Below are 26154 nucleotides of genomic sequence, written 5' to 3'. Positions count from 1 at the left end.
TTTTTAACGACTTAGTCCATTGAAGGCTTCGTCATAGGTGCTGCAGCAACATTGGTTGCTGTTACACTGCCTGCCTGGCGCGTTGTCGCACGCTCTTCACGCAAAGGAGCGATAGCAACAACATGACTATCAGCCGCTTCTGCTGGTGCTGGCGCTTTAGTCATCGGTGAAACCGCGTGGCGGCCACGTGGACTGATTGCTGTAACTGCAACATTCTCAGCAGCAACAGTCACTTTCGCTTCAGCTACTGGCTTCGCCGCTTTAGGGGCTTCTTCAACGATAGCGTCAACGGATACCTCGGGAGCAGCCACTGGCTCTTCTGCCTTCACTTCAACAACAACAGGCGCTTCTTCGACTGGTGCAGGTTGAGCTTCAGCTTCTGTGGCAGCCTCTTTGGTGACGGCTTTCTCAGCGATAACGTCTGCTGTTGCAGTAGTACGTAGTGGGAATGCTTTGCCCATTGCCAATTCAGGCATCGCAACGCCACCAAGCGCAGGCGCTTCAGCTTCTACTGCAGCAGGTTCTGCTGCTTCTACAGCAGGTGCAGCTTCAACAGGCGCTTCGGTAATCGCTTCAACGGCAGGTTTTGCAGCTGGAGCCCATACTTTGCCCATTGCCATTTCAGGAGATGCCACACCCGATGCCGGACGGTTAGCCTTCGGCTTCTCAACAATCGATACCACGTTTTCCATTGCGTTAAGGGTATCTGAAGCTTCTTCGAGCGCGTGGCCTACAGCTTCAGTTACCGCAGTATCAACGTTCTCGGCTTTTTCCGGGCGAGTATCACGGATACGACGACGGCGTTGTCCACTTGCACGTAGATGACGCGGTGAACGGCGGTTACGACGCTGACCGTTTTCCTGCTCGTCTTTTTGCTCTGGCTGTTCGACATTCGCCTGTGGCTTCTCAGTTTGAGGCTCCTGGGCCAATGCTTCTTTTGCTACTGCAGTACCAAGTTCTTGTAGAGGAGAGGCTTTTTTCTTCTCTTCAGCAACGTGCTCAGCTTGTTGGCTTTGAATTGGTGCTTTTTCCAGTTCATCGCTAATACGAACTTTCTTGCGGAGCTGGCGGCGTTGGCGACGCTGTTTAACTTTGCTCGCTTTTTCCTGCTCTTTCTCGCGCTTTTCTTCTGCAGCTGGCTTGTCAGTTTTACGTGATTGCTCTTCTTGGCGACGCTGTTTCTGTGCCTGAATTTCTTCACGACGAGACTGACGTTTTTGCTCTTTTGCTTCGTCATCACGCTGTGGACGTTGCTGCTTAGCTTGTTTATCTAGCTGTTGCTGCTGACGATCCTGCTTAGGCTTTTCAGTACGACGACGTTGCTGACGTTGTTCGCCACCTGCCGCGCTGCGCGTATCGCGTTCAGTTTCCTGACGGCTACGGCGTGACCCCTCTTTGCCACGACGGCCTTCTTGACGCTCACCACGACGGCCTTCCTGGCGGTCACCACGTCGACCTTCCTGACGGCCACCACGACGGCCTTCTTGACGCTCGCCACGACGGTTACGCTTGCCTTTGGTTTCTTTAGGCTGCTCTTTAACTTCTTCCGCTTCAGCAGTGCCTGAGAATAGGTTGGCAATCGCAGAGAAAAGACGGCTGAATAAACCAGGTTTCTCTTCTTCTTTTTTCGCGACTACGTCTTTCTTAACAGGTGCTTTTTTCTTCGCTGGAGCAGCTTCTTTCGGCGTTGCAAAACCTTGCAAAACAGGTTCTTCACGCTTCTTAACCACACGTTCTTGTTGAGGTGATTCTGCCGCTTCTGCTTCTTTCAGTGCTTCCAATGTGCGAGGAAGGTGGTAAGACAGAGTGTCTTGCTCATCACCAGAACGGACACGCAGCACTTCAAAGTGTGGTGTATCCATCTCTGCATTCGGTACGATAATCACACGTACATCGTGAGATTTTTCGATGTGCTGCACCGAACGGCGTTTCTCGTTCAACAGATATGATGCAATTGCGACAGGCACAATAGCCAGAACCTGCGAAGTGTTGTCTTTAAGTGCCTCTTCTTCGATTAAACGAAGAATAGACAGCGACAGTGATTCACTATCACGGATAACACCAGTACCTGTACAGCGAGGACATACATGATGGCTAGCTTCTGCCAAAGAAGGGCTTAGGCGTTGGCGAGACATTTCCAGTAGGCCAAATCGCGAAATACGGCCAATCTGAACACGGGCGCGATCCATACGAACGGCTTCGCGTAGGCGGTTTTCAACTTCTCGCTGATGGCGTACAGGGGTCATATCGATAAAGTCGATAACAACCAGACCACCAAGGTCACGCAGGCGCAACTGGCGTGCAATTTCATCGGCTGCTTCAAGGTTGGTTTGCAGCGCAGTTTCTTCGATATCGCCGCCTTTGGTTGCACGGGCCGAGTTGATATCAATCGATGTCAGCGCTTCTGTCGGGTCGATAACAATCGAACCACCAGAAGGCAGGCGAACTTCACGCTGGAACGCAGATTCAATCTGGTTTTCAATCTGATAATGATTGAACAGTGGGGTTTCGCTGTGCTCATACAGTTTTACGCGAGACAGAAAGTCTGGGCGAACCTGCTGGATATGATCACGTGCGCGGTCATAGATTTTCGCGCTGTCGATAACAATTTCACCGATATCGCGGCGAAGGTAGTCACGGATAGCACGGGCAATAACATTACTTTCTTGGTGGATCAGGAAAGGTGCTGGTGCAGAGTCTGCCGCATCTTTCACACGTTCCCAATGGTTAAGCAGGTAGTTTAAATCGTACTCCAGATCCTCTGCTGATTTGCCAACACCGGCAGTGCGGACAATAAGTCCCATACCTTGTGGCAGTTCCAGCGTGCTAAGTGCTGCTTTTAGCTGCGTGCGCTCTTCACCTTCGATACGGCGTGAAATACCACCGGCACGAGGGTTGTTAGGCATCAGGACTAGATAGCTACCAGCAAGAGAGATGAAGGTGGTCAGTGCGGCACCTTTGTTACCACGTTCTTCTTTGTCAACCTGGACAATAACTTCCTGACCTTCTCTCAGCACTTCCTTGATGTTAGGGCGGCCTTGGTAGGTGTAATCAGCAGGGAAATAATCGCGGGCAACTTCTTTTAGCGGAAGGAAACCGTGGCGTTCAGCACCATAGTCAACGAACGCTGCTTCCAGGCTTGGCTCGATACGTGTGATGCGACCTTTATAGATATTTGCTTTTTTAGATTCGTGGCCAGGGCTTTCGATATCTAGATCGAACAGCTTCTGCCCATCAACTAATGCGACGCGCAACTCTTCCTTTTGAGTTGCGTTAATCAACATTCTTTTCATTATATTGTACTCGTTTTTGTCGTTGTGCTAGCGAGTCGATTAACGAGCTAGTATTGATGGTGCCGGACTCCAAGTCTGATTTACAAATGCAACCTCACGGCTGGAATTCAGGAGTGCTATCTGGCAACACGTATCATCCAACTGTATCAAGATGATTAGATCAGGATATATACAGCTGGCATCACCGTTTCACGCGGCGGTATCTGTCACACCAATAAAAAATCTATAATCGAACACGCTAAAAAACACTCCGGAGATCATAACGTCTTACGCCATGTGCTGCGTTTCTCGCCAGAGCTGTATGAATAATAAGCAATTAGGTGACGTTCTATTCACCGTGTTACAAAAGTAGGCACTTTTTCCTACTCTTGCACGCAATCATAGCAGGGTGCCTTTTTTGCGGCAATCTGCTTTGTATGCGAGTTATGGTCAAACTGCTTTATGTTGCTTGCTTTAGCGCCTTTCCGGGAATGCAATTTAACGGTAATAGATGACAAAATGGTTATCTTTTGAAATCAATTTTACGCTGAAATGTGCTTTCTTCTAGGGCGCAATTGGGCGTGTTTCTGTGTTATTTATCTTGCGATATAGGCATTTCTACTCAGAAACTCCAAGTATTTAATGTCCAGCCTAACCTAAATAACATTGATACACTGCTGAACATAGCATCATGAAGTCGTTTGGGTATACAATCAGCACCTATGAAAGATGATAAACCTAAAGTGCAATTCATCGAAATTACCGATGACTTTGCTGGCCAGCGGATCGATAACTTTCTCCGTGCTCGGCTTAAAAACGTTCCAAAAAGTATGATTTACCGTATTTTGCGTAAGGGTGAGGTTCGAGTAAACAAAAAACGTATAAAACCTGAATATAAATTGCAAGACGGTGACCTTGTCCGTGTTCCGCCGGTCAAAGTGCCAGAGAAAGAAGAGCAGGCCCCGGTCAGCACCAAGTTGAACAAAGTCGCGGAATTGGAGTCTTGCATCATCTTTGAAGATGATCAGATGCTGATCCTGAACAAGCCGTCTGGTACGGCGGTACATGGCGGTAGCGGACTTAAATTCGGTGCGATTGAAGCACTGCGTGCACTGCGCCCGGATGCCCGTTTCTTGGAATTGGTTCACCGAATCGACCGTGATACGTCAGGTATTCTTTTGGTCGCGAAAAAGCGTTCTGCACTGCGCAAGCTTCAAGAGCAGTTCCGAAACAAAACGGTACAGAAATATTATTTTGCATTGGTGATGGGGGAGTGGAAAGCGAGCTGTAAAAAAGTCACGGCCCCACTGCTGAAAAATGAAGTAAATAGCATTGTCCGGGTCAACCCTAACGGTAAGGCCTCGGATACGCGCTTTAAGGTACTTGAACGTCTTGAGCAGGCGACCTTGGTTCAGGCGAGCCCTGTGACCGGCCGTACGCACCAGATCCGAGTGCATTGTCAGTACACTGGCCACCCGATTGCCTGGGATGATCGTTATGGTGACCCACGCTTCGATGCCTATACGAAAAAAACGGGCCTCAGTCGTCTTTTCCTCCATGCGGCGAATATTAAGTTCACGCACCCGAAAACAGACGAGGAAATGGATATCAGTGCCCCAATGGAACCTATGCTGACTCGAGCGATTGAACGGTTACGTAAAGATTGACGGTAAATCTGACGCTGGGTGAAACAAGGCGAGGTACTGTAAACAGTATCTCGCCTTTTACTTATTAAGTGTCGAATGAGTAGGTGCCCTTATAGGATATGAATTTGCTGCTTAGCCAGCATTTCACGTAAGGCAATCAGTGGCAAGCCGACAAGGGTATTCGGGTCTCGCCCTTCTAGCCGGTCAAATAATGCAATGCCTAGTCCTTCGCTTTTAAAGCTACCGGCACAATTTAGCGGCATTTCTCGCTCAACATAGTGTCGGATCTCTTTTTCAGTCAGTTTTCTGAAGTGAACATGGAACGGCTCGCAAATCACTTCACTGGTATTGGTTTTCGCATTATGCAGGCACAGGCCGGTATAGAAGGTAACGACCTGTCCGCTGGCATCTTGTAGCTGTTGGCAGGCATTTTCGACGCTATGCGGTTTCCCTACGATGCTCCCGTTGATAACACAAACTTGGTCTGAGCCTATAATAAGATGTTCTGGGTGCGCTGCAGCGCAGGCGGTTGCTTTTGCTTGGGCCAATCGAGTGACAAGCTGCTCTGCGCTCTCATTCGGTAGGGGGGACTCGTCGGTATCCGGGCTGGCGGTATCGAAAGGGTATTGCAATTTGTCTAATAAGGCTTTTCGAAACGGAGAGGTTGAGGCAAGAAGCAAAGGCTGAATCATAGTTGTACCCGGAGTGTTGATGGTTGTGATAGTCTAGCCCGCAAATCTTGCTGAGGCTATGGCAGATTTTTATCACGGATGAAGTGAATAAACGCAGCGTTTATTCTCAACTCGCACCATACTGGAAGTATGCATAAAAAGGGATGCCTCTGATGGAGTTTTAGTCACTTTTTGTGTGTTATTTGTACTGCGCCGCGGCTGCCATCAAGTTGTTGAGACTCAGGCAGATAACAGACAAAACGGTGGAAATGTCCCCGTTTGGCGAATCACGCTTTATTGGGATCTAGTGAATTGGCTAAATGCTGTTAATTCGCGCACATTTCCTTTGACTCAAACAAATTAGAAGGCTAATATTCGCGCCCTATGCAAAAGGTAAAATTGCCGCTAACGGTTGATCCGGTTCGCGCTGCTCAAAAAAAACTCGACTATGATGGCATCATCAAAGCCGAATTACTTGAGCGTCTGGCCGAGTCAACACAGAGCGTAACACGTGATGCAAACGTCACCTTATCATTTGACTTTGACCAACGTCACCTTGCATTTATGCGCGGTCGCGCAGACGTGGAAGTGGAGTTGACCTGTCAGCGATGTCAGGAAGAGTTCAAGCACGAATATCGTGTGGAATTCTGTTATAGTCCGCTCCTCAAACCAGAGGAAGCAGATGATTTTCCGGAAGCTTATGAGCCGGCTGACGTCGACGAAAATGGTGAGATCAACCTGATTCAAATCGTTGAAGACGAGTTGATTCTGGAATTACCTCAAGTCGCTATGCATGATGAAGCTGACTGCAAAGCCAGTGGAAACATGACTTTTGGTGAGATCCCCGTTGCTGATGAGCGTCCGAATCCGTTTGCAGTATTGAAAAATCTAAGTAAGTAATTTAACAGGAGTAGGGTTAATGGCCGTACAAAAGAGCAAAAAATCACGTGCAGCACGTGGTATGCGTCGTTCTCACGATGCACTAACAACTGCAGCTGTATCTGTAGATTCTGCAAGTGGTGAAACTCACCTACGTCACCACGTAACAGCTGACGGTTTCTACCGTGGCCGTAAGGTTATCAACAAATAAGGTTGAACCTTGAGTGGTCTAACCGTTGCACTCGATGCAATGGGCGGGGACTTCGGTCCCCATGTAACAGTGCCTGCCTCCGTGCAGGCATTGTTACAACACCCAGAGCTCAAAGTTATTCTCTATGGTGATCAAAGTGCGATCACATCTCAACTGTCCCTTCTAAACCAGCTTAATCACCCTCGAATCAGTGTTATTCACTGCGAACACGTCATTGCCAACGACACTCGCCCTTCTCAGGCCCTGCGTCGTAGCCAAGGATCTTCTATGCGAACCGCGCTTGATGCGGTATCAGATGGCCTGGCCGATGCATGCGTAAGTGCCGGCAATACCGGTGCGCTAATGGCATTGTCTCGCTATATCCTAAAGCAGCTACCTGGTGTCGATCGACCGGCCTTGGTTTCAGCCATTCCGACAAAAACGAAGAACAGAACCTGGCTATTAGATCTCGGGGCGAATGTCTCGTGTGATGCCGATACCTTGTTCCAGTTTGCGGTGATGGGGTCGGTGTTGGCCGAGCAGGGAAGTATGACGCCGCCAAGGGTTGCCTTGCTGAATATTGGTGAGGAGGAGATTAAAGGAAATGATTTAGTCAAACGTTGCGCAGAAATGTTGTCAAACTCCCCCGATCTTAACTATATCGGCTATCTTGAAGGTGATGAGCTTTACAGCGGCCGCGCCGACGTGATTGTGTGCGATGGCTTTGTTGGCAATGTGAGCCTGAAAACCAGTGAAGGAGTCGCAAATTTATTTATTGATAGCATTAAAAATGCAATCGGCGGCAATCCACTTAAGCGTTTAGTGGCTAAATGGTTGTTTAATGACCTATTCGCCAGCCTTAAGCAGTTGAACCCCGACCAGTACAATGGCGCAAGTCTGTTAGGATTGCGCGGTATTGTGGTCAAAAGCCATGGAAGTGCTGATATTGCCGCTTTCTCTAATGCAATTGGCGAAGCGGTACACGAGGTCAAACGGCAAATACCGACAAAAATCAGTGACCGTTTGGAAGAAGTCTTACTCGAGAGGCATTATTAGTCTTCATGTATAGCAAAATTTTAGGTACCGGCAGCTACCTGCCAGCTCAAGTACGTTCTAATGCTGACTTAGAACAGATGGTTGATACCACTGACGAATGGATCGTTGCTCGTACCGGTATTCGTGAACGTCGTATTGCATCTGCAGATGAAACTGTAGCTGTAATGGGGTATCAAGCTTCTTTAAACGCCATTGAGATGGCGGGCATTGATAAAGAAGACATCGATCTCATTATTGTAGCGACTACCAGTGCAAGTCACTCTTTTCCTTCGGCAGCCTGTCAGGTCCAGGGGATGCTGGATATTAAAGGCTGCCCGGCATTTGATATCGGGGCAGCGTGCTCAGGTTTTGTCTATGCCCTGAGCATTGCCGATCAGCACATCAAAACTGGCATGGCCAAGAATGTGCTGGTTATTGGTGCTGACGCGTTATCACACAAATGTGATCCTGAGGACCGTTCTACCATCATCCTGTTTGGTGATGCAGCCGGCGCCGTTGTTGTTGGTGCTAGCGAGGAGCCGGGGATCATCTCGACCCACCTGCATGCCGATGGCCATTTCGGTGGTCTGCTAAGCCTTGCCGTTCCAGAGCATGGTGAAGCGTTCAGCGAAGACAAATGGCTGTACATGGCAGGTAACGAAGTATTCAAAGTTGCTGTGACTCAGCTGTCGAACCTGGTGAAAAATACGTTAGCGGCCAATGATATGGACAAGTCTGAACTTGACTGGTTGGTGCCGCATCAGGCTAACCTGCGTATTATCTCCGCGACAGCGAAGAAACTGTCGATGTCGATGGATCAAGTGGTGGTAACTCTTGATCGTCACGGCAATACCTCTGCGGCAACCGTACCGACTGCGCTTGACGAAGCAGTGCGTGATGGCCGAATTCAACGTGGCCAGACGTTGTTGCTAGAAGCCTTTGGTGGCGGTTTCACCTGGGGCTCGGCATTAGTGAAATTCTAGTTCAGTCAGTTAGCACTGAATAGATAGACTGGCTAAGCCATTAAAAACAAATAGGTAGCTGTGCGTTTTTGCTGCATCGTCGCATGTCGACTGTTGGAATGGCAGCATGTTTGTCAAAACGGACAGCTCGTTAATATACTGAATCATCAGTAATAATGAATAAGGATTCTCGAATGTCTAAGTTCGCGATTGTTTTCCCTGGTCAGGGCTCTCAAGCCGTTGGCATGCTAGCAGAGCTAGCGGAACAGTTTGATGTTGTTAAGCAAACTTTTGCTGAAGCATCTGAAGCGCTAGGTTACGACCTATGGGCACTTGTTCAGAACGGCCCCGCTGAAGATCTAAACCAAACTCACCGTACTCAGCCTGCACTACTGACAGCTTCAGTTGCAATCTGGCGTGTATGGCAGCAGCAGGGTGGCGAGCAGCCGGCAGTTCTTGCTGGTCACAGCCTGGGTGAGTACTCGGCACTGGTTTGTGCTGGTGTGATTGACTTTAAAAAAGCGGTGAAGCTTGTTGAACTTCGCGGTCAACTGATGCAAGAAGCGGTTCCTGCGGGTGTTGGTGCGATGTCTGCAATCATCGGTTTGGATAACGATGCTATCGCGGCAGCGTGTGAGCAGGCTGCTGAAGGCCAGGTAGTTTCTCCAGTGAACTTCAACTCACCAGGCCAGGTCGTTATCGCGGGTAACAAAGAAGCTGTAGAACGTGCAAACGTACTGTGTAAAGAAGCTGGCGCTAAGCGCGCACTTCCACTACCGGTTTCAGTACCATCTCACTGTGAATTAATGAAGCCTGCGGCTGAAAAGCTGGCCGTAGCTCTGGAAAGCATTGAATTTAGCGCGCCTGCAATTCCTGTAATTAATAATGCAGACGTGGCAACAGAAAACGAGCCTGCTGCTATCAAGCAAGCGCTGGTTAAGCAGCTATTCGGCCCAGTACGCTGGACAGAGTCGGTAGAGCGCATGGCTGAAGAAGGTATCGAGCAACTACTTGAAATGGGTCCGGGCAAAGTACTGACTGGCCTGACGAAACGTATTAATCGCGCACTTGGCAGTGCTGCAGTCAACGATCCAGCTAGCCTGGAAGCTGCCAAGTAAGGTTGTGGCCTGTCTTTATCGTTGGTTCAGGCACTTACTGTTTAATCAACATTGTTGACAGACAGGCTGCATGCTATTTATATAAAGAGGAATGACAATGAGCCTGGAAGGTAAAATTGCTCTGGTAACAGGTGCTAGTCGTGGTATTGGCCGCGCTATCGCTGAAATTTTGGTTGAACGCGGTGCAACAGTTATCGGTACTGCGACATCTGAAAGTGGCGCAGAAGCAATCAGCGCATATTTAGGTGATAACGGCCGAGGCCTGGCACTGAACGTGACTTCACCTGATTCAATTGCTGAAGTGCTAAAGCAAATCAAAGAGCAGTTCGGTGATATCGATATCTTGGTGAACAACGCGGGTATCACCCGTGATAACTTGCTGATGCGTATGAAAGATGACGAGTGGCAAGACATCATGGATACTAACCTGACGTCAATCTTCCGCCTGTCCAAAGCGGTACTGCGTGCGATGATGAAGAAACGTCATGGTCGCATCATCAGTATCGGTTCGGTTGTGGGTACGATGGGTAATGCTGGACAAACAAACTACGCAGCAGCGAAAGCTGGCCTGATTGGCTTTACTAAGTCTATGGCACGCGAAGTGGCTTCTCGCGGTATTACCGTGAATGCTGTCGCTCCTGGTTTTATCGAAACAGATATGACCAAAGCCATGAATGATGACCAGCGTGCTGCTACACTTGCAGGTGTTCCTGCTGGTCGTTTGGGTGACCCGCGTGAAATTGCAGCAGCAGTTGCATTTTTGGCATCAGAAGACGCTGGTTATGTAACCGGCGAAACTCTGCATGTTAACGGCGGCATGTACATGATTTAATCAAAAAAGTTGCATAACTTGATGATGCAAGTCAAACTCATCTAGTTTTCACTGAAAATCGTGGTTTGACCAGCGTGTTGAGTATTGCAACTTTTGCAGTAATGAATAAACTACAGCAAATCGCATTAGCGAATTCTTGTTTTAAGGAAATAGATTAATGAGCAACATCGAAGAACGCGTAAAAAAAATCATTGTTGAGCAACTAGGTGTAGACGAAGCTGAAGTTAAGAACGAAGCTTCTTTCGTTGACGATCTAGGTGCTGATTCTCTAGATACAGTTGAACTAGTAATGGCTCTTGAAGAAGAATTCGATACTGAGATTCCTGACGAAGAAGCTGAAAAAATTACTACAGTTCAAGCTGCGATCGACTACGTTGTTGGCGCATCTGAGTAATTAAAGAACTCCCCCAGGCGGTCACCATGACCGCCTGATTTTATTTCGAATCCTGTTTTATCCTCAATTCCCGGAGAAATTAATCGTGTCAAAGCGTCGCGTAGTTGTTACTGGCATGGGTATGCTGTCACCGGTTGGCAATTCTGTTGAATCATCATGGAAGGCCCTTCTGGCTGGCACAAGCGGTATCAGTGCTATCGAGCATTTTGATGCAAGCGCATTTGCTACTCGTTTTGCTGGTATGGTCAAAGACTTCAATTGCGAAGAGTACATGACTAAGAAAGATGCCCGCAAAATGGACTTGTTCATTCAATATGGCATTGCAGCAGGCGTACAGGCGTTAAAAGACTCTGGTATTGAAGTTACTGAAGAAAACGCTCCACGTATTGGTGTGGCTATTGGTTCCGGCATTGGTGGTCTAGGTCTTATTGAAGCTAACCATCAGGCTCTGATGGAAAAAGGTCCGCGCAAAATCAGCCCGTTCTTTGTTCCTTCAACGATTGTAAACATGATCGCTGGCCACATGTCTATCATGCATGGTCTTCGTGGTCCAAACATCGCTATTTCTACGGCATGTACTACTGGCCTTCATAATATTGGCCATGCTGCGCGTATGATTGCTTACGGCGATGCAGATGCAATGCTAGCTGGTGGTGCAGAAAAAGCATCAACTCCGCTAGGTATGGGTGGTTTTGCCGCGGCAAAAGCGCTATCAACTCGAAATGATGATCCTCAAGCAGCATCTCGCCCATGGGATAAAGACCGTGACGGTTTCGTTCTTGGTGACGGTGCCGGTATGATGATGCTTGAAGAATATGAGCATGCTAAAGCACGCGGTGCGAAAATTTATGCAGAGCTAGTTGGTTTTGGTATGAGTGGCGATGCTTACCACATGACATCACCAAGTGCTGACGGTTCTGGTGGCGCACTAGCGATGGAAGCTGCGATCCGCGATGCTGGCATCAATGCAGAAGAAATTGGCTATGTTAATGCTCACGGTACTTCAACACCTGCGGGTGATGTTGCTGAAACACTTGGCATTAAGCGTGCTATGGGCTCAGCAGCGGATAAAGTAATGGTTTCTTCTACTAAATCAATGACTGGACACCTGCTTGGTGCTGCTGGTTCTGTAGAATCTATCATTACGGCAATGACGCTGGTTGATCAGGTTGTTCCACCAACAATCAACCTAGACAACCCAGATGAAGGCTGTGACCTGGATTATGTTCCAGGTGAAGCTCGCCAAGTTGAACTTGAGTACGCACTGTGTAACTCGTTTGGTTTTGGTGGTACTAACGGCTCGTTGCTATTCAAGAAAATCTAACGATAACCTGTTATCATTGAACGGCCCGGTGTTTTTGCACCGGGCCGTTTTTTTATTTGCCATACCAAACGGAATCCTTATTTGGCTTAGCTGCAAGATTGAGAGGTACTGAGGGCTGTTCAGTTTGGTATTAGTTTTGAGTGATATAGGGATGATACTGGTAAACGGCTTCGCGCAATCTACAGTGTCCGTTACAGATCGCGCCATGCAGTATGGTGACGGTTGTTTTTCGACGATTCTTGTTGAGCAGGGTAAGCCCAGGCTTTGGTCTTTGCATCTTCAACGATTGAAAAAGAATGTAGTGGCTTTTAATGTTGCCGAACCAGATTGGCAGCAGTTGACTGAGCAGGTTCATCAACTCGCAGCCCGTTATCCGGGCAAAGGTGGTGTCAAAGTCTTGATAAGTCGCGGTGCGGGCGGGCGAGGGTACAGCCCTACAGGATGCGCTTCCACCCAAGTCATTGTGTCCGATTTTGCTTGGCCGCCCCACTATGAGCAATGGCAGCAGCAGGGGATCCCCCTCGGCGTTTGTCAGCAGCGTTTGGGGCTGTCGCCGATGCTGGCCGGTTTCAAGCACCTTAACCGACTGGAGCAAGTGTTGCTTAAACAGGAAATCGAGCATAATAACTGGCTCGATGCCGTGGCCCTGGATGTTGAAGGCAATGTTATTGAAGCGTCGGCCTCAAACATCTTTTGGCGTAAGGGGAATACGCTTTATACGCCGGAATTGGATATGTCAGGTGTTCACGGGGTGATGCGCGCACATATTATAGAGTTGATTGTCGGCACTGGTTATTGTTTAGAGTTTGTCAAAAATCCGCTTGATGTATTGCTTTGCGCAGATGAAGTCTTTATTACTAATGCCCTGATGGCGTTAGTGCCTGTAACAGAAATAAACGGAATTCGATTTACAGCGCGCAGTGCGCTGAATGCATTAAACAAGAGGTTGTACACGTGCTAAAAAAGTTGGTAATAGCAGTTGTTTTGATGGGGTTGATTGCTGCTGGAGGGCTGGGATGGTCGTATCAGCAGGTGAAGGCATCACTCCAGCAACCGGTTAGTAATGAAACTGCAGTATTTATTACGGTAAATCCAGGGACCAGTTTTCGTGGTCTGTTGAACCAGCTTGCTGAAAAGCAGATCGTACCGGCATCGAAATGGACCCGCTGGATCTACCGCTTAGAGCCTGAATTAACTCATATTAAAACGGGTACATATCAAATTCCCAATACTGGCACGCTGCGTGATGTACTGGGGCTGATTGCCTCCGGAAAAGAGCACCAGTTTGCCATTACTCTAGTCGAGGGGGATCGCTTTGTCGATTGGTTGACCCAGCTGAGTGCGGCTCCTGAGATTATTCATCAGACAGAAGGGATGACCGAGGCAGAAATTGCCGAGGCGATTGGTGCTGAGCTTACTAAGCTGGAAGGTTATCTATTACCAGAGACCTATCACTATACTGCAGGAACGACAGACCTTGAGCTCCTTAAGCGCGCATATCGCCAGATGGTTAGCTTGCTTGATTCTGCTTGGGATGGACGTGATCAGGCGATACCGCTGAAGAATCCGTATGAAGCGCTGATCATGGCGTCAATTATCGAAAAAGAAACGGCTGTTGATAACGAGCGTACCGTGGTCTCGTCGGTATTTATGAATCGCCTCAATAAAGGGATGCGGCTCCAGACCGATCCTACAGTAATTTACGGGATGGGTGACAAGTACGATGGCAATATTCGCAAGCGTGACCTGCGTACCCCGACTCCTTATAACACCTATACCATTTTCGGGTTGCCACCGACACCCATCGCCATGCCGAGCAAGGCGTCGGTGCTGGCTGCGGTAAAACCCGAGAACAGCGGTTACTACTATTTCGTGGCTGATGGCAAAGGCGGCCATAAATTTTCGAAAACACTTAGCGAGCACAATCGTGCTGTTCGTGCATATCTAAGAACACTAAAGAAAAAATGATGACTGGTAAATTTATCGTAATTGAAGGCCTTGAAGGGGCAGGTAAAAGTACGGCGATCAAGCAAGTGGCAAGCGTATTGGCAGAGCACGGGATTGAAAGCCCTGAGCTGACACGCGAGCCGGGGGGGACCCCGCTGGCTGAGCAAATGAGGGCTTTGGTCAAGGAAGGGCATCCAGACGAGCCTCTGACGGATATGGCTGAGTTGTTGCTGTTGTATGCCGCTCGTATCCAGTTGGTCGACAATGTCATTAAGCCTGCATTAGCTGAGGGGCGTTGGGTGGTAGGAGATCGCCACGATATGTCATCTCAGGCTTATCAAGGCGGCGGCCGTGGCTTTGATACCGCGCTGATGGAAAACTTGCGAGATACTGTTCTTGGTGATTTTCGCCCTGATTTTACGCTCTACATGGATATTGACCCGGTACTCGGTCTTGAACGCGCCCGCGGACGAGGTGAGCTTGACCGTATAGAGCAGATGAATATCGACTTCTTCCACCGTGCTCGTGCTCGTTTCCTGGAGTTGTCAGAAAACGACCCGCGCGTTGTCATCATTGATGCGAGTCAGCCTCTGGAGGCGGTAACAGCCGATATTACTCGTGCGCTGACGACTTGGTTGGAGCAGCAATAATATGCTTTATCCATGGCAGCAAACCTTATGGCAGAACTGGCAGCAGTTGCTGAGTCAGGGACGCCTGCATCATGCGATATTATTGCTTGCGGCAAAAGGCAGCGGACGGGAGGAATTGGCAAAGCAATTAGCGCAAACTGTCTTATGCCAGAACTGTGATACGGAGCCTTGCGGTGTGTGTCATAGCTGTCAGCTGTTTGCTGCGCAAACCCATCCTGACTTCCATCACGTAGCTCCGCTAGAGGAAGGAAAGCAGATTGGTGTCGATGCGATTCGTCAGTGCAATCGCTGGGCGGTGGAAACATCACAATTGGCCGGGCAGCGGGTGATTATGATTGAGCATGCCGATGCCTTAGGCGAAGCCGCAGCTAACGCTTTGCTAAAAACGCTGGAAGAGCCGCCCTCTGGCTGTCAGTTTATTTTGACAGCCCAGTCGCTGGACAGTCTATTACCGACAATCAACAGCCGTTGCAATAAATGGCGGCTCGCCGTTCCTGATGAGCAGGAAACGCGGCGTTGGGTCGAAAAACAGATGATGCAGAGCGTCAAACTGGAGTCTGTACGCCTAAACGGTGGGGCTCCATTGGCCACACAGCAGTTTATTGAACAGGGGCAGGATATCCGCCACGGTAACTTATTAGAAGCCTTTAGCCGCTTTCTACAGCCGCCGTTTACCGGTATTTATGATATTGCAGCACTATGTACCAAGGAAGGAATTATCAGCCTAAAATGGCTCAGTTACTTCCTGGTCGATTGTATTAAACTTCAACAGGGCGCCGCTGCACACTTAGTTCATCGCGAATCGTTAGATAAGGTACAGGCCGTTGCTTCTCAGGTGACCCCTGCCGTGCTTATGACCCAGGTACGTAAAGCCAACGAGTTGCACAAGAAGTTAGAAAAGCATACTGGCTTAAATGAAGAGTTGCTGATTGTAGAGTGGCTGACTGGCTTCATTGCCCATTAATTTTGATAAGTAAAATTGAGGAATAAATCGTGTTAGTTGATTCACATTGTCACCTGGATAAATTGGATTACGAGAAGCTTCATACAGGGATTGATGATGTGTTGGCCAAAGCCAAAGCTCGCGGCGTTGAGTACTTCCTGTCTGTTGGTGTAACGCTTAAAAGCTTTCCGGCTATGATGGAAATGATTGAGCCACACGCAAATGTATTTGCTTCTTGTGGGGTTCACCCTCTAGATATTGAGGAAGGGTTCGACTTTGAACAACTCAAAGCCTATGCCCAGCATGAGCGTGTGGTTGCAATTGGCGAAACTGGGCTGGACTACCATTATCAGCCGGAGTTGGCTGAAAAGCAGCAAGAGATTTTCCGTCAGCAAGTCCGTTTGGCGGTCGAATTGAATAAACCGTTGATCATCCATACTCGTATGGCGCGTAACGATACCATGCGTATTCTGCGTGAAGAAGGTGCTGAAAAGTGCGGCGGTGTATTACACTGCTTTACCGAAAGTCTAGAAATGGCCCAAGAAGCAATAGAACTTGGATTTTATATTTCAATTTCGGGGATTGTCACTTTCAATAAAGCGAGTGAGTTGAAACATGTTGTCAGTAGCTTACCGCTTGAACGTTTGCTTGTTGAAACCGATTCACCTTATTTAGCCCCGATCCCGTACCGAGGCAAACAAAACCAACCAGCGTATGTGCGTGAAGTCGCTGAATATATTGCGCTGTTAAAAGGTGTATCTGTTGAAGAGGTGGAAGAAATTACTACAAATAACTTCTTCAACCTTTTTTCGCGATCGAAACGCTAATTGATAAAAAAGAGGAGCGAAAGCTCCTTTTTTTATATCTCAAATCCGCAAGCTTCAACTTATTCAGCAATTATTCAAATAAAATCTTATACTTGCTCGCTGTTTATACAAAATCTGCGGGATGTAATTTTGTAACGTTAAGTAACTTTGCTTACAAAACTGAAAGGAAGTTACAATTCTCGCGACGGTGGCCAAGTTTGCAATATATTCATTAATATCAATGCTTTATGTGGTTATGGTGGCGTGTTTCATAAAAAGTGTGACTGTGATCTATATTTGGTTTTGAAATTAAATTTCATACGTCGTTGGCATTATTGATAGTCATCAAGTTATATTTAATGCTGCATCTTATACTTATGCAGTAATAAAAAAGAAAGTGGTGCTAGCATTATGACTACGGGGGTAGGTCGCTTGCATTGACTTGAAATCTAATTAAAACATCTCACTCAGGAGCACAATATGTTTAAGAACCTTTTTGCTAACCTGCAGAAAGTCGGTAAGGCGCTTATGTTGCCTGTATCGGTTCTGCCGGTAGCAGGTATTCTGCTGGGGGTTGGTGCAGCTAACTTTAGCTGGCTACCAGACGTTGTTTCTCAAATTATGGAACAAGCGGGTGGTTCTGTATTTGGTCAAATGCCACTACTGTTCGCAGTTGGTGTAGCACTAGGCTTTACAAATAACGATGGTGTAGCGGGTCTGGCTGCTATCGTTGGTTACGGTATCATGGCTGCAACACTTGCTGTAATGGCAAGCGTGATGGGCGTAGATAAAATCGACACTGGTGTACTTGGTGGTATCCTGGTTGGTGGTGTTGCTGCCTGGGCCTTCAATCGTTTCTTCCGTATCCAGCTTCCTGATTACCTAGGTTTCTTTGCGGGTAAGCGTTTCGTACCAATTATGACAGGTTTCTGTGCGATCGCATTGGCTGTTGTTCTTTCTATCGTATGGCCACCAATTGGTGCTGGCATTGCGGCGTTCTCTGATTGGGCTGCACACCAGAACCCAACGTTGGCTTTCGGTATTTACGGTATCGTTGAACGTTCTTTAATTCCATTTGGTCTGCACCACGTTTGGAACGTGCCGTTCTTCTTCGAAGCGGGTAGCTGTATCAATGCTGCGGGTGAAGCTCGTAACGGTGTTCTTACTTGTTACCTGGAAGCGAATGAAGCGACACGTCTTGCTGGTAATGGCTTTGGCCAGCTAGCGGGTGGTTACATGTTCAAGATGTACGGCCTGCCTGCTGCTGCTATTGCTATCTGGCACTCAGCAAAACCTGAGAACCGCGCGAAAGTTGGCGGTATCATGATTTCTGCGGCACTAACGTCATTCCTAACTGGTATTACTGAACCAATTGAATTCTCATTCATGTTCGTGGCACCCGTTCTGTACGGAATTCACGCACTTCTAGCCGGTTCTGCATTCGTGATGACGAACATGCTAGGCATGGTACACGGTACGTCGTTCTCTCACGGCTTCATCGATTTTGTTGTTCTGTCTGCGAACTCTCAGAAGCTATGGTTATTCCCGTTCATGGGCCTAATCTATGCGGCTATCTACTACGCAGTGTTCCGTACTGTTATCGCGAAGCTTGACCTTAAAACGCCTGGTCGTGAAGATGAGGAAGAGGAAGGTGCAGCAGCCGCAACGGGATCTGAGCTGGCGAAAGAGCTAGTAATGGCATTCGGTGGCAAAGACAACATTACAGGTCTTGATGCTTGTATTACCCGTCTACGTGTTGCTGTGGCAAGCGTTGATAAGGTTGATCAAGATAAACTGAAGAAACTAGGTGCGGCCGGTGTGGTTGTGGCTGGTGGCGGTGTTCAGGCTATCTTTGGTACTAAGTCTGACAACCTGAAATCTGATATGGATGAGTGGATCCGTAATAACTAATACGGCCATTACTCTATAAATTGAAAAGGGAAGCTTCGGCTTCCCTTTTTTTGTAGCATAATTTTGCTCTATTTCTTCGGCGTATACGCTGACGGGTACAAAAAAGCAGGTACAAAAATGGTGATTAAGTGCAGATTGAATAAGAGCGAATACGGGATTTATCTCATACGACAAGCTGTTTACAAATCAGTGTTGTTGAGTGAGAAGCGGTTTTATTAAACCTGATAACTGCAGTTAACGCGAAGATATAACTAATAACGCCGGATGTAATGTCCAGCGTTGTTATTCCATATGGTGTATTAAGCACGCTTGGCTTCGATACGCTTTTATTCCGGCCCTAGTGCGCGGATCTCGCCACTAACTTCGATCACGATCGCGGCGTCCTTCAACCCGGTAGGCAAGTGCGCCCAGAGGCCAGGCTGAGGGCTCTGCAGGAAGATCTTGATGCAGGGCTGCCCCTGATACACCCCCTCGCCGACGGCCACTACCCCGGGCAGCGCCATCAGTTGCTCGCTATAGGCTTGTAACAGCCTACTCACCTCGGGTTGAGTCATCGTTTCCTCCGTAAGCCGCTCAGTCGATCCTGTCACGCTGGTCAACAGGGCGGCCATCAAGGCCATTATGGCTCGCAATCGTCTCAAGTATCTCAACGCTAATCGCCATCAATCGAGACATTAAAAGCACCGAGTACGGCGCCTATGGGATTGGCAATTGTCACAGAGGAGCTACCAGCAAACAGCAACCCCACCGGCTTTCTCATATTTGTACCTTTTTCCACCACTACAAGTGAGCCCGAATCGCCGCCGGCGCTGAAACCTCCTCCGCTGACCACGATTTGATCAATGAAGCGGGCTACACCAGTACTATATCCTACGTTCACCGTGGCATTGATGGCGCTAATGCGTCCCTTGGTCAGCCCCGTGGTACGGCCATATTTCATCACCCTCATATTGATAGAAGGCGCAATAGTCATGGATTGCGGCGTACCGTAGCCATCGCTGGGGGTCGCATTCCCCAGAAGCTCGGTCGTGGTCGAGGCGATCGCAGCATCAACTCTATTGATTGCGCTGGTCGAGAATTCGATAGTCACAAAAGCAGCCAAATCACCAATATAGTCAGTATCCTCAGGGGGGAGTAGTTTGCCTCCATCAAAGGCGCCGGGCTGGATCACCTCATCACCTAGACTTGCTAGATTCTCATCAGCGTAGACATGGTTGTTGCTGAGCGCATAAATATTAGTACCGCTAATGACTCTTGCGCCAATAGTGCCTGCGGTAATAGCTGGATGCCCGGTGGTAACGCCAATCGGCACCGGCCGGGGAAAGCGAACTGTGGGATCCACCGCACCATCTTCGCTATCAGCACCTCCGTCCCCTCTGTTATGGCCAGGTCTATGATGACGACTATAGATTTTTCCCGTGACCATCATCGCTACTGGCACACCATCGAGACGCTCGGGCAGCCCACCCACGGCTGGAGATTCAACCAAAATCTTGATCACCGGCACCCCGTCACCACGCAGGCCCACGGCGGTGCCAACCACCCCCTCTTGCAGCATTAACACATCAGTATGTCGTTCTTGTACCTCAATGGCGCGAGCCAAACCTGGAGGCTCAACCGGAGGGCCTCCCCAAGCGATTGAGGAGCCAAAAACAATACCCAACAGCAACGTTAAAATCCAATGTAAACGTTTAGATAACATTTTTTGTTCTCCCTCTGTTATGAGCACTATTGATAGTTTGAAAAACTGCTTTATCAATGTTCACATAGGTATTCAGTCTAGGAGTTGGTCACTATACGTGCAATTTTCTTATTCTGTTTAACGTCGGATTGATGAAAATACTAAGTTATGGTTTTGAAGCTTTCTATGTTGCCGAATATCCGAAACTCCTAGTTGTGCTGAACAATCGGTAATAGCGTTGAATTAGTGCGATGTTGCAGAGATACTCTGACCGTGATGATGGTTGATGAGACTATGAAGGAGTACGGACTTCAAGTTTCAAGGTTCGTAGAATCTGCCCTGCAGGACCTAAAGCGACAGAAAGAACAGCATTAAAATCGGTACTAATAGGCTGAGGATAAACCCGCTAACAATGGCAATCGGTACACAGCGAATTCCGCCGCTGTTCTGAATCACCGGCAGGGTGAAATCCATTGCTGTTGCCCCTGCATAACCAATGGCTGTATTGGGATAACGGCTGATCATTACAGGAATAAGGCTCAAGGCAATGAGCTCACGTAGTAATTCATTTAGAAATGCCGCCCCACCATAAATGGGTCCGAGTCCATCTCCCATCAGGATACCTGCAAGCGAGTACCAACCAAAGCCCGAGGCCATAGCGAGGCCATGAGTCACCGGGATGCCGAGAATTGTAGCCGCAATGATCCCGCCAGGTAGAGAGGTCGCTACAATAACCAGCGCAATGGTAATCCCTTTCTTGTTGAGCAGGATTTGGCGTAAGGTCATGCCGCTGTTGCGAAGCTGAATACCGATCAAGAAAAGCAGGATGAGCAAAATGACTTCGCTGGCTTGATCGACCCAGTGAAGATCTAGGCCTGATACCAAGCCAACCACTAGTCCGCCAGCGACAACTAATACTAGCTTGACCGACTCCATCATCATTTTCATGAATGGGAGTTGGCGATGATCTTGGCTGGTGTCAGTTGGCCAGAGTTTATCTATAAGCGGTAATGCAAGTAGGTTACATGCGCTGATAGAGATAAAAAAGACGCTGGTATAGAGAATGATCTGGTTAAGGTTCTGCCCTAGGTTATCCAATCCTGCGAGACTTAGCCCCATTAAAGTCAGTATCACCAATACCAAACGGCTCGTCTGGGTGTTGATGAAATCCAGTACTTGCGCTTTGTGCACCGGGATCAGGTAACCGATCACAAGCGGCAGGAAGATATATAGCATTCCCGAAAACATGTGTGTCCTTACAACAATAAAATAAGTGTAATGCGGAGCCTATGCAGTAAAGTGATTTGAGGTGAAAGGCATGTTATACCAATTCCATTAATTTACTCTCGCTGAACTAAGCAGATAATTAGTGGGCTTGGTATTTATCAACCTCAATACTTAGTAAATCCAGCGGAATAAGCTGCCACTCGTCCATGAGCTAAGCAGCTTATCAGTATTAATCTGATAGGGTCAATACAACGGCTTAGCTAATGTTTGGTGTGGTCAGCTTAGTACCTAATTGGGAATTAAAAGCCGCTGTCCTTAATGACATTTCGGATCTGAGAGTTAAACTCGGCTTCGGGTAGGTTGGTTAATTCGTACATCACTTCGGCTCCAGCCAGATCGAGCTCAACATGATGCTCATCTATTGCTTCGTCATTACTTTTGAACAATAAAAGATGATTGGCCATTCGTGCTATATCGAGATAGCTTGTATTTGGGCGTTGGCCGCGATAAGGCAGCTCTGTATTACTGGCGACTTCAAGGTAGTCATCATCAAATCCCCAGTGTTTTAGGATTAACAAACTCGCTTCCTGGCAGCAGTGCTCGAAGACATACTTGGCAATTTCTATATCAAGGTAGTTACCGTTGTCTAGATAGGTTTGGTATTCGTTGACTAAACTAAATAACCCTATATCGGCAAATAGGCCTGCAAGTAATGACTTCTCCTGCTCAATTGCTGCTGGAGACTCAGGATGATTGATTAACCCCTGACTCACCATTGCCATGGTGGCAGCTAGCTGTCGTGAACGAATAGCACTTTGAAGTAATAGGTTATTGCATTCAGTGCTAAAGTTACTCGAGTTTTTCAGCTCTTCAATGGCCCTGGCAGTAATAATATCGCGGACACGTAAAATGCCTAGGCGGCTGACTGCGGTCTGGATGTCATTACAGATGACATTACGCCGATTAAACATCATGGTATTGGAGATTGTGACAATGGAAGCTGCCATGCCTGGGTCATCGAGCAGTAAATTGGCAACATCACGAATGGTTGTATCTTCTGCATTACACATGGCGTGAAGTTTGACGAGAACATCGGGAATAGGAGGTAGCGTCAGCCGATTTTGCTTGACGGCGTCTTTTACAAGGGAGCAGAACTCAGACTCTAGCCCTTTGACGATTTTTTCATTTTCAGGTTTAAGCCAAAAAAAAGATACGTGTGCCATTACAACTACTAACTTGAAATCGATGCCTGTATTCTAGCCTGAGCGATGTCTTATAGACAGGAATAGAATCTAAAATAAACACAAATAGTTTATATAAGCAGTATTTATACCAGTTCAGGGATGGGGAGTTCATCATTGTCTAGTAACTTGAGCAGGAAACGTACGGTCAGTTTGATACTTTCCTGAGTAATGAGTAGCTGTTTGTACTGTACTTCAAGAGGCAGAATTTCAACCCAGCGTTGGCTGACCCAAGTGATATCGTCATAGGAAGGGGTTGGGTATAGTGAGCCTATTTCTGGCATCGTTGCATAAAACAGTTTGAGTTTTTCAGCCAAACAGAGAGTGCTCTCATCTATCGGCTCTGTTAACCAGTTGGGATACAGTAGGTAGTCTGCGTACAATAGGCCATCTTCTTCTATCCTGATGGCAATTAAGCGTACCTTTTGTTTACCTTCAAGAATAACACTTAGCAAGCCATTACCGGCATTATTGAAGTCAATGACTTCAGCCTCTGTTGCTATCGCGGGAATTTTCTTTATTTCATCATGCTCTTCCCCCTCATTAAGCATACAAAGGGCAAAGCTCCGTTCGGCCTTCAGTGATTGCTTGATCATGCGGAGATACTTTTCTTCAGCTATTGTAACTTCTAGCCGCCCACCAGGAAGAAGATGGTGGGATGACGGAAATAGTGCCATGCCTGACATGATATACCCTCCACTCATTATTTATAACCATAGTCGCCACTGATAAGAATAACGATAGCTTGGTGGCGAATTCTCTCACGGCTTTTGGGATGTTATACGCAAAAAAATATGGTCAACTTTTGCCCCTTTTTACTTATTTCGCTTCTAATAATATGCCTCAAATCTCAAAACCAAGTGTTCGCTGTTTCATATGTGGAAATTATGAATTTGATGTGTCATTGTCAATTTGTTGACGCTTTTTTGTTTGGCGTTACTGGAGAGAAAACGACCAATAACGTTTTGCGGGGGAAAATGTAGTGCGATCGATCAAGGATGACCTATTTAATTATCTACGCGAATTTGGCAATTACGAGAAACGTTCAATGTTTGGTGGAACAGGCGTTTTTATTAACAATGCCATGTATGCCATTTTAACTGATCAATCGATGTTTCTGCGCGGTGGTGAACAGCTTGATAAAAAACTGGTTTTGCTCGAGTGCAGTAAGTTTAAACACATAAAACGCAGTACCACGGCAGTTGTAAATTACTATGACGTAACACACCTGTTCCTACACAATAGAACTCAATGCGATGAGTTAATAAAAGAATCCATTCAGATTTCTCAGAAGGAGAAAGCGTTCAAATCCTCAGAACAGAGCAAGCGTCTACGAGATTTACCGAATATGCGTTTAACTCTTGAACGTATGGTTAAGAAGGCGGGTATTCCGGATGTTAGCAGCTTTATTTCTTTAGGGGCGGCTGAAGTCTACCGTAAGGTACGTAACTCACATGGCAAGGATGTTGATCTGAAATTGCTGTGGATGTTTGCTGGCGCAATTGATGGTTGCCACTGGACCTTGCTTAAAGATGACCATAAAAAACGATTATTAAGGGCTATTGAAACGTAGAGATCGCTTTTTGCCAGTTGGTAGTTTTTGGCCGTCATATTTTGGTGGCCTTTTTTGTGGCAATAGCAATCGGAAGAAGTTAGTGGGTTTAATCAGCAAGAATGATCAAATAGTTAAGCATATTGGTATAAAATGGCTTTAATTTCGTGACTTTATATTAAGGCAATATGCGACTACCTAGACTGACAGGCCCGGTTCTTTCCGGGTTACATTGTTTCTTGATTGCTGCTGACCAAATGAGCTTTACCCGAGCTGCCGAGGTTTTGTGCCTTACTCAAAGTGCTGTCAGCCATAAAATTAAAAACCTTGAGGAAAGTCTTGGGGTGCAACTTTTTATCCGGCAGCCTAGGAAGTTAACGCTGACTGAGGAAGGTAAACGCCTTCAAGCCGTTGTTGCGCATAATTTTGGTGATATCGCACACGAGATCAGAGACCTGAAGACGCTTGAACTCAGTGGTGATTTCAATATTGCTGTGCCGCCTACGTTTGCCCAGACCTGGTTATTGCCGAGGTTGAAACACTTCATCGATAAATATCCGGCTTTACGGTTTCACCTTCGTACCCGAAATGAACTGGTCGATTTTCAAACTGAAACGTTTGATTGTGCGATTTACTTCGGTCACGGTAAATATCCGGGGCTACATTCGGAAAAGTTGATGGATGAGAGCATGCTGCCGGTCTGCAGCCATGAATATGCAGTCAGTCATGATCTGTATGGCAAGCCGGAAAAATTGAGCGCTTGCCTGTTGCTTCACGATGCGGCCCCATGGGCAAGAGCGGGGCGTAATGATGAATGGCAGTACTGGGCGCAGCGCCATGGTGTTGTGCTGCCTGAAGCCGGCTGTACTTTCGACCGTTCAGACTTGGCATTGCAGGCTGCCGAGCGCGGTATCGGTGTTGCGATGGGACGGCTGTCCTTTATCGCCGAGCAGCTAGATACTGAGCGATTAGTAGCGCCTTTTGAAATGTCGGTATTATCGCCGCTGAGCTATTACATTGTGTATCGCCGGGAAATGGCGTCATCGCCTAGAATCGAGGCGTTTCTTGACTGGCTAAAAGTTGAAATAAAAACCAGCAGCTGAGCAATGATGAGTAGCTAATTTGGTGTTTGGCTGCACCCCTAGGGATGCAGCCGTGGTAGCCTGTGTTCAAGCTCTGATTAGTACTTGAAGCGAGTGGTCAGCATCAGCTGATCACCGTAGATCTCATTGAATCGGCCCTGAACGCCAATTGAGAACAGCTCAGTTGCATGGAAGCGTCCGTATACTGTGCCAATTGTTTTTTCATGATCATCGATATTCAGATGTCCGATTTGGCCGCCAACTTCTAGTTGAGGACCAAGCCACTGGCGTACGCCAATATTGACTTCCATACCTAACTTGCCGCCAGAGCTGTCAAATTCACCTTTGTTCTTGGCATTTCTTACTTTGATCTCACCCGTAATATCAGCCCAGTTGTTAACAGGAGCATGAAAGCCAACCCCTAGGGCAGCATCCCAGTCGCTGTCGAACTCGGAATCAACATGACCCGTCAGGTGGGCGTTGGGGTGAATTGATTTACTAAAGCCAGCACCATAGGTTAGTGGGCTAATACCAATACGCGCTTCAGCGTAATCGTAACTAAAATTACTCATCGTATTCGCTGAGTTAGCATGAGCGGCTGAAATAGATGCCAAGATAATGCCTGTGGCAAGAAGTGTTTTACGCATGAAAATTAGTCCATGGAGCCAAAAATATCCGGTTATTTTAATGGACAAACTTGACCAATCATAGATTTTTACTGCACTTAGTTGCTATTTAGCCGGACAGCAGAGTAAAAATGCAGCAATAATCACATAAAAACGTGATCTGAA

Annotated in this window: 25 protein-coding genes; 17 read left to right on the top strand and 8 right to left on the bottom strand. The window is 47.5% G+C overall.

What is annotated here, in order from left to right:
* Positions 1 to 11: 11 nt before the first annotated feature.
* Positions 12 to 3293: a ribonuclease E gene (rne, locus tag MD588_RS18735; RefSeq protein WP_265699143.1), complete on the bottom strand. Its 3282-nt coding sequence runs from the start codon at positions 3291 to 3293 to the stop codon at positions 12 to 14.
* 701 nt (positions 3294 to 3994) lie between these two features.
* Between rne and rluC the strand changes: the two genes are divergently transcribed.
* Complete coding sequence (gene rluC, locus MD588_RS18730; protein WP_265699142.1) at positions 3995 to 4939, top strand: 23S rRNA pseudouridine(955/2504/2580) synthase RluC; 945 nt, start codon at positions 3995 to 3997, stop codon at positions 4937 to 4939.
* Between the two features lie 89 nt (positions 4940 to 5028).
* On the opposite strand, the gene MD588_RS18725 is transcribed toward rluC, so the two are convergent.
* Positions 5029 to 5610: a Maf family protein gene (locus MD588_RS18725; RefSeq protein WP_322784262.1), complete on the bottom strand. Its 582-nt coding sequence runs from the start codon at positions 5608 to 5610 to the stop codon at positions 5029 to 5031.
* Between the two features lie 363 nt (positions 5611 to 5973).
* On the opposite strand from MD588_RS18725, the gene yceD reads away from it, so the two are divergent.
* From yceD to ptsG, 14 genes are all read left to right on the top strand, one after another.
* Positions 5974 to 6489, top strand: a complete 516-nt coding sequence (gene yceD, locus MD588_RS18720; protein ID WP_265699141.1) for a 23S rRNA accumulation protein YceD — start codon at positions 5974 to 5976, stop codon at positions 6487 to 6489.
* 19 nt (positions 6490 to 6508) lie between these two features.
* Positions 6509 to 6679 (top strand): 50S ribosomal protein L32, encoded by a 171-nt coding sequence (gene rpmF / locus MD588_RS18715; RefSeq protein ID WP_006231206.1) that lies wholly within the window; start codon positions 6509 to 6511, stop codon positions 6677 to 6679.
* 9 nt (positions 6680 to 6688) lie between these two features.
* On the top strand, positions 6689 to 7714 hold the full coding sequence (plsX, locus tag MD588_RS18710; RefSeq protein ID WP_265699131.1) for a phosphate acyltransferase PlsX: 1026 nt from the start codon (positions 6689 to 6691) through the stop codon (positions 7712 to 7714).
* Between the two features lie 5 nt (positions 7715 to 7719).
* Positions 7720 to 8676, top strand: a complete 957-nt coding sequence (locus tag MD588_RS18705; RefSeq protein WP_265699130.1) for a beta-ketoacyl-ACP synthase III — start codon at positions 7720 to 7722, stop codon at positions 8674 to 8676.
* 173 nt (positions 8677 to 8849) lie between these two features.
* Positions 8850 to 9773: an ACP S-malonyltransferase gene (gene fabD, locus MD588_RS18700; protein ID WP_265699129.1), complete on the top strand. Its 924-nt coding sequence runs from the start codon at positions 8850 to 8852 to the stop codon at positions 9771 to 9773.
* A 97-nt stretch (positions 9774 to 9870) separates the two neighbouring features.
* On the top strand, positions 9871 to 10605 hold the full coding sequence (gene fabG / locus MD588_RS18695) for a 3-oxoacyl-ACP reductase FabG (protein WP_265699128.1): 735 nt from the start codon (positions 9871 to 9873) through the stop codon (positions 10603 to 10605).
* Between the two features lie 157 nt (positions 10606 to 10762).
* Positions 10763 to 10999, top strand: coding sequence for an acyl carrier protein (gene acpP / locus MD588_RS18690; RefSeq protein WP_007467184.1), 237 nt, complete (start codon positions 10763 to 10765; stop codon positions 10997 to 10999).
* Positions 11000 to 11084: 85 nt separating this feature from the next.
* Positions 11085 to 12323 carry a beta-ketoacyl-ACP synthase II gene (gene fabF / locus MD588_RS18685; RefSeq protein ID WP_265699122.1) on the top strand — a complete coding sequence of 413 codons (1239 nt, stop codon included), beginning with the start codon at positions 11085 to 11087 and terminating at the stop codon, positions 12321 to 12323.
* A gap of 151 nt (positions 12324 to 12474) precedes the next feature.
* A complete protein-coding gene (gene pabC, locus MD588_RS18680; RefSeq protein ID WP_265699120.1) occupies positions 12475 to 13284 on the top strand; it encodes an aminodeoxychorismate lyase in 810 nt (269 codons plus the stop codon).
* Positions 13278 to 14291 carry an endolytic transglycosylase MltG gene (gene mltG, locus MD588_RS18675; protein WP_265699119.1) on the top strand — a complete coding sequence of 338 codons (1014 nt, stop codon included), beginning with the start codon at positions 13278 to 13280 and terminating at the stop codon, positions 14289 to 14291. Before pabC ends, mltG begins: the two co-directional genes overlap by 7 nt.
* Positions 14291 to 14920 carry a dTMP kinase gene (gene tmk / locus MD588_RS18670; protein WP_265699118.1) on the top strand — a complete coding sequence of 210 codons (630 nt, stop codon included), beginning with the start codon at positions 14291 to 14293 and terminating at the stop codon, positions 14918 to 14920. Before mltG ends, tmk begins: the two co-directional genes overlap by 1 nt.
* Position 14921: 1 nt before the next feature.
* Positions 14922 to 15884: a DNA polymerase III subunit delta' gene (gene holB, locus MD588_RS18665; RefSeq protein ID WP_265699117.1), complete on the top strand. Its 963-nt coding sequence runs from the start codon at positions 14922 to 14924 to the stop codon at positions 15882 to 15884.
* 29 nt (positions 15885 to 15913) lie between these two features.
* Positions 15914 to 16690, top strand: coding sequence for a TatD family hydrolase (locus tag MD588_RS18660; RefSeq protein WP_265699115.1), 777 nt, complete (start codon positions 15914 to 15916; stop codon positions 16688 to 16690).
* 459 nt (positions 16691 to 17149) lie between these two features.
* Entirely contained in the window at positions 17150 to 18580 is a 1431-nt protein-coding gene (gene ptsG, locus MD588_RS18655; protein ID WP_265699114.1) for a PTS glucose transporter subunit IIBC, read from the top strand.
* 326 nt (positions 18581 to 18906) lie between these two features.
* Here ptsG and MD588_RS18650 read toward each other — a convergent pair whose 3' ends face one another.
* The 5 genes from MD588_RS18650 to MD588_RS18630 form a co-directional block, all read right to left on the bottom strand.
* Positions 18907 to 19134 (bottom strand): hypothetical protein, encoded by a 228-nt coding sequence (locus tag MD588_RS18650; RefSeq protein WP_265699113.1) that lies wholly within the window; start codon positions 19132 to 19134, stop codon positions 18907 to 18909.
* Positions 19135 to 19232: 98 nt separating this feature from the next.
* Positions 19233 to 20282 carry a Nal1-like putative serine protease gene (locus tag MD588_RS18645; RefSeq protein WP_265699111.1) on the bottom strand — a complete coding sequence of 350 codons (1050 nt, stop codon included), beginning with the start codon at positions 20280 to 20282 and terminating at the stop codon, positions 19233 to 19235.
* 327 nt (positions 20283 to 20609) lie between these two features.
* The gene (locus MD588_RS18640; RefSeq protein ID WP_265699110.1) at positions 20610 to 21509 is read right to left on the bottom strand and encodes a lysine exporter LysO family protein; all 900 of its coding nucleotides are present in this window, start codon (positions 21507 to 21509) and stop codon (positions 20610 to 20612) included.
* A 278-nt stretch (positions 21510 to 21787) separates the two neighbouring features.
* Positions 21788 to 22711: an HDOD domain-containing protein gene (locus MD588_RS18635; RefSeq protein ID WP_265699109.1), complete on the bottom strand. Its 924-nt coding sequence runs from the start codon at positions 22709 to 22711 to the stop codon at positions 21788 to 21790.
* Between the two features lie 104 nt (positions 22712 to 22815).
* Positions 22816 to 23415, bottom strand: coding sequence for an LON peptidase substrate-binding domain-containing protein (locus MD588_RS18630; protein ID WP_265699108.1), 600 nt, complete (start codon positions 23413 to 23415; stop codon positions 22816 to 22818).
* A gap of 296 nt (positions 23416 to 23711) precedes the next feature.
* Here MD588_RS18630 and MD588_RS18625 point away from each other — a divergent pair, with 296 nt between their 5' ends.
* On the top strand, positions 23712 to 24302 hold the full coding sequence (locus MD588_RS18625; RefSeq protein WP_265699107.1) for a TfoX/Sxy family DNA transformation protein: 591 nt from the start codon (positions 23712 to 23714) through the stop codon (positions 24300 to 24302).
* Between the two features lie 167 nt (positions 24303 to 24469).
* Positions 24470 to 25384, top strand: a complete 915-nt coding sequence (gene dsdC, locus MD588_RS18620; RefSeq protein WP_265699106.1) for a DNA-binding transcriptional regulator DsdC — start codon at positions 24470 to 24472, stop codon at positions 25382 to 25384.
* Positions 25385 to 25461: 77 nt separating this feature from the next.
* Here dsdC and MD588_RS18615 read toward each other — a convergent pair whose 3' ends face one another.
* Entirely contained in the window at positions 25462 to 26010 is a 549-nt protein-coding gene (locus tag MD588_RS18615; RefSeq protein ID WP_265699105.1) for a hypothetical protein, read from the bottom strand.
* Positions 26011 to 26154: the final 144 nt, after the last annotated feature.

Origin of the sequence: Photobacterium obscurum (genome assembly GCF_026191635.1) — a bacterium.
GTDB lineage: Bacteria > Pseudomonadota > Gammaproteobacteria > Enterobacterales > Vibrionaceae > Photobacterium > Photobacterium obscurum.
This window is presented reverse-complemented; position numbering and strand designations above follow the sequence as displayed.

What these genes read in the sequence shown, in the direction of transcription:
- acpP (WP_007467184.1), top strand. Translation starts at nt 10,763, where the DNA reads ATGAGCAACATCGAAGAACGCGTAAAAAAAATCATTGTTGAGCAACTA.
- MD588_RS18725 (WP_322784262.1), bottom strand. Translation starts at nt 5,610, where the DNA reads ATGATTCAGCCTTTGCTTCTTGCCTCAACCTCTCCGTTTCGAAAAGCC.
- tmk (WP_265699118.1), top strand. Translation starts at nt 14,291, where the DNA reads ATGACTGGTAAATTTATCGTAATTGAAGGCCTTGAAGGGGCAGGTAAA.
- rne (WP_265699143.1), bottom strand. Translation starts at nt 3,293, where the DNA reads ATGAAAAGAATGTTGATTAACGCAACTCAAAAGGAAGAGTTGCGCGTC.
- ptsG (WP_265699114.1), top strand. Translation starts at nt 17,150, where the DNA reads ATGTTTAAGAACCTTTTTGCTAACCTGCAGAAAGTCGGTAAGGCGCTT.
- MD588_RS18635 (WP_265699109.1), bottom strand. Translation starts at nt 22,711, where the DNA reads ATGGCACACGTATCTTTTTTTTGGCTTAAACCTGAAAATGAAAAAATC.
- fabG (WP_265699128.1), top strand. Translation starts at nt 9,871, where the DNA reads ATGAGCCTGGAAGGTAAAATTGCTCTGGTAACAGGTGCTAGTCGTGGT.
- MD588_RS18705 (WP_265699130.1), top strand. Translation starts at nt 7,720, where the DNA reads ATGTATAGCAAAATTTTAGGTACCGGCAGCTACCTGCCAGCTCAAGTA.
- MD588_RS18630 (WP_265699108.1), bottom strand. Translation starts at nt 23,415, where the DNA reads ATGTCAGGCATGGCACTATTTCCGTCATCCCACCATCTTCTTCCTGGT.
- pabC (WP_265699120.1), top strand. Translation starts at nt 12,475, where the DNA reads ATGATACTGGTAAACGGCTTCGCGCAATCTACAGTGTCCGTTACAGAT.
- MD588_RS18640 (WP_265699110.1), bottom strand. Translation starts at nt 21,509, where the DNA reads ATGTTTTCGGGAATGCTATATATCTTCCTGCCGCTTGTGATCGGTTAC.
- rluC (WP_265699142.1), top strand. Translation starts at nt 3,995, where the DNA reads ATGAAAGATGATAAACCTAAAGTGCAATTCATCGAAATTACCGATGAC.
- rpmF (WP_006231206.1), top strand. Translation starts at nt 6,509, where the DNA reads ATGGCCGTACAAAAGAGCAAAAAATCACGTGCAGCACGTGGTATGCGT.
- MD588_RS18615 (WP_265699105.1), bottom strand. Translation starts at nt 26,010, where the DNA reads ATGCGTAAAACACTTCTTGCCACAGGCATTATCTTGGCATCTATTTCA.
- dsdC (WP_265699106.1), top strand. Translation starts at nt 24,470, where the DNA reads ATGCGACTACCTAGACTGACAGGCCCGGTTCTTTCCGGGTTACATTGT.
- yceD (WP_265699141.1), top strand. Translation starts at nt 5,974, where the DNA reads ATGCAAAAGGTAAAATTGCCGCTAACGGTTGATCCGGTTCGCGCTGCT.
- MD588_RS18645 (WP_265699111.1), bottom strand. Translation starts at nt 20,282, where the DNA reads ATGTTATCTAAACGTTTACATTGGATTTTAACGTTGCTGTTGGGTATT.
- MD588_RS18650 (WP_265699113.1), bottom strand. Translation starts at nt 19,134, where the DNA reads ATGACTCAACCCGAGGTGAGTAGGCTGTTACAAGCCTATAGCGAGCAA.
- holB (WP_265699117.1), top strand. Translation starts at nt 14,922, where the DNA reads ATGCTTTATCCATGGCAGCAAACCTTATGGCAGAACTGGCAGCAGTTG.
- fabD (WP_265699129.1), top strand. Translation starts at nt 8,850, where the DNA reads ATGTCTAAGTTCGCGATTGTTTTCCCTGGTCAGGGCTCTCAAGCCGTT.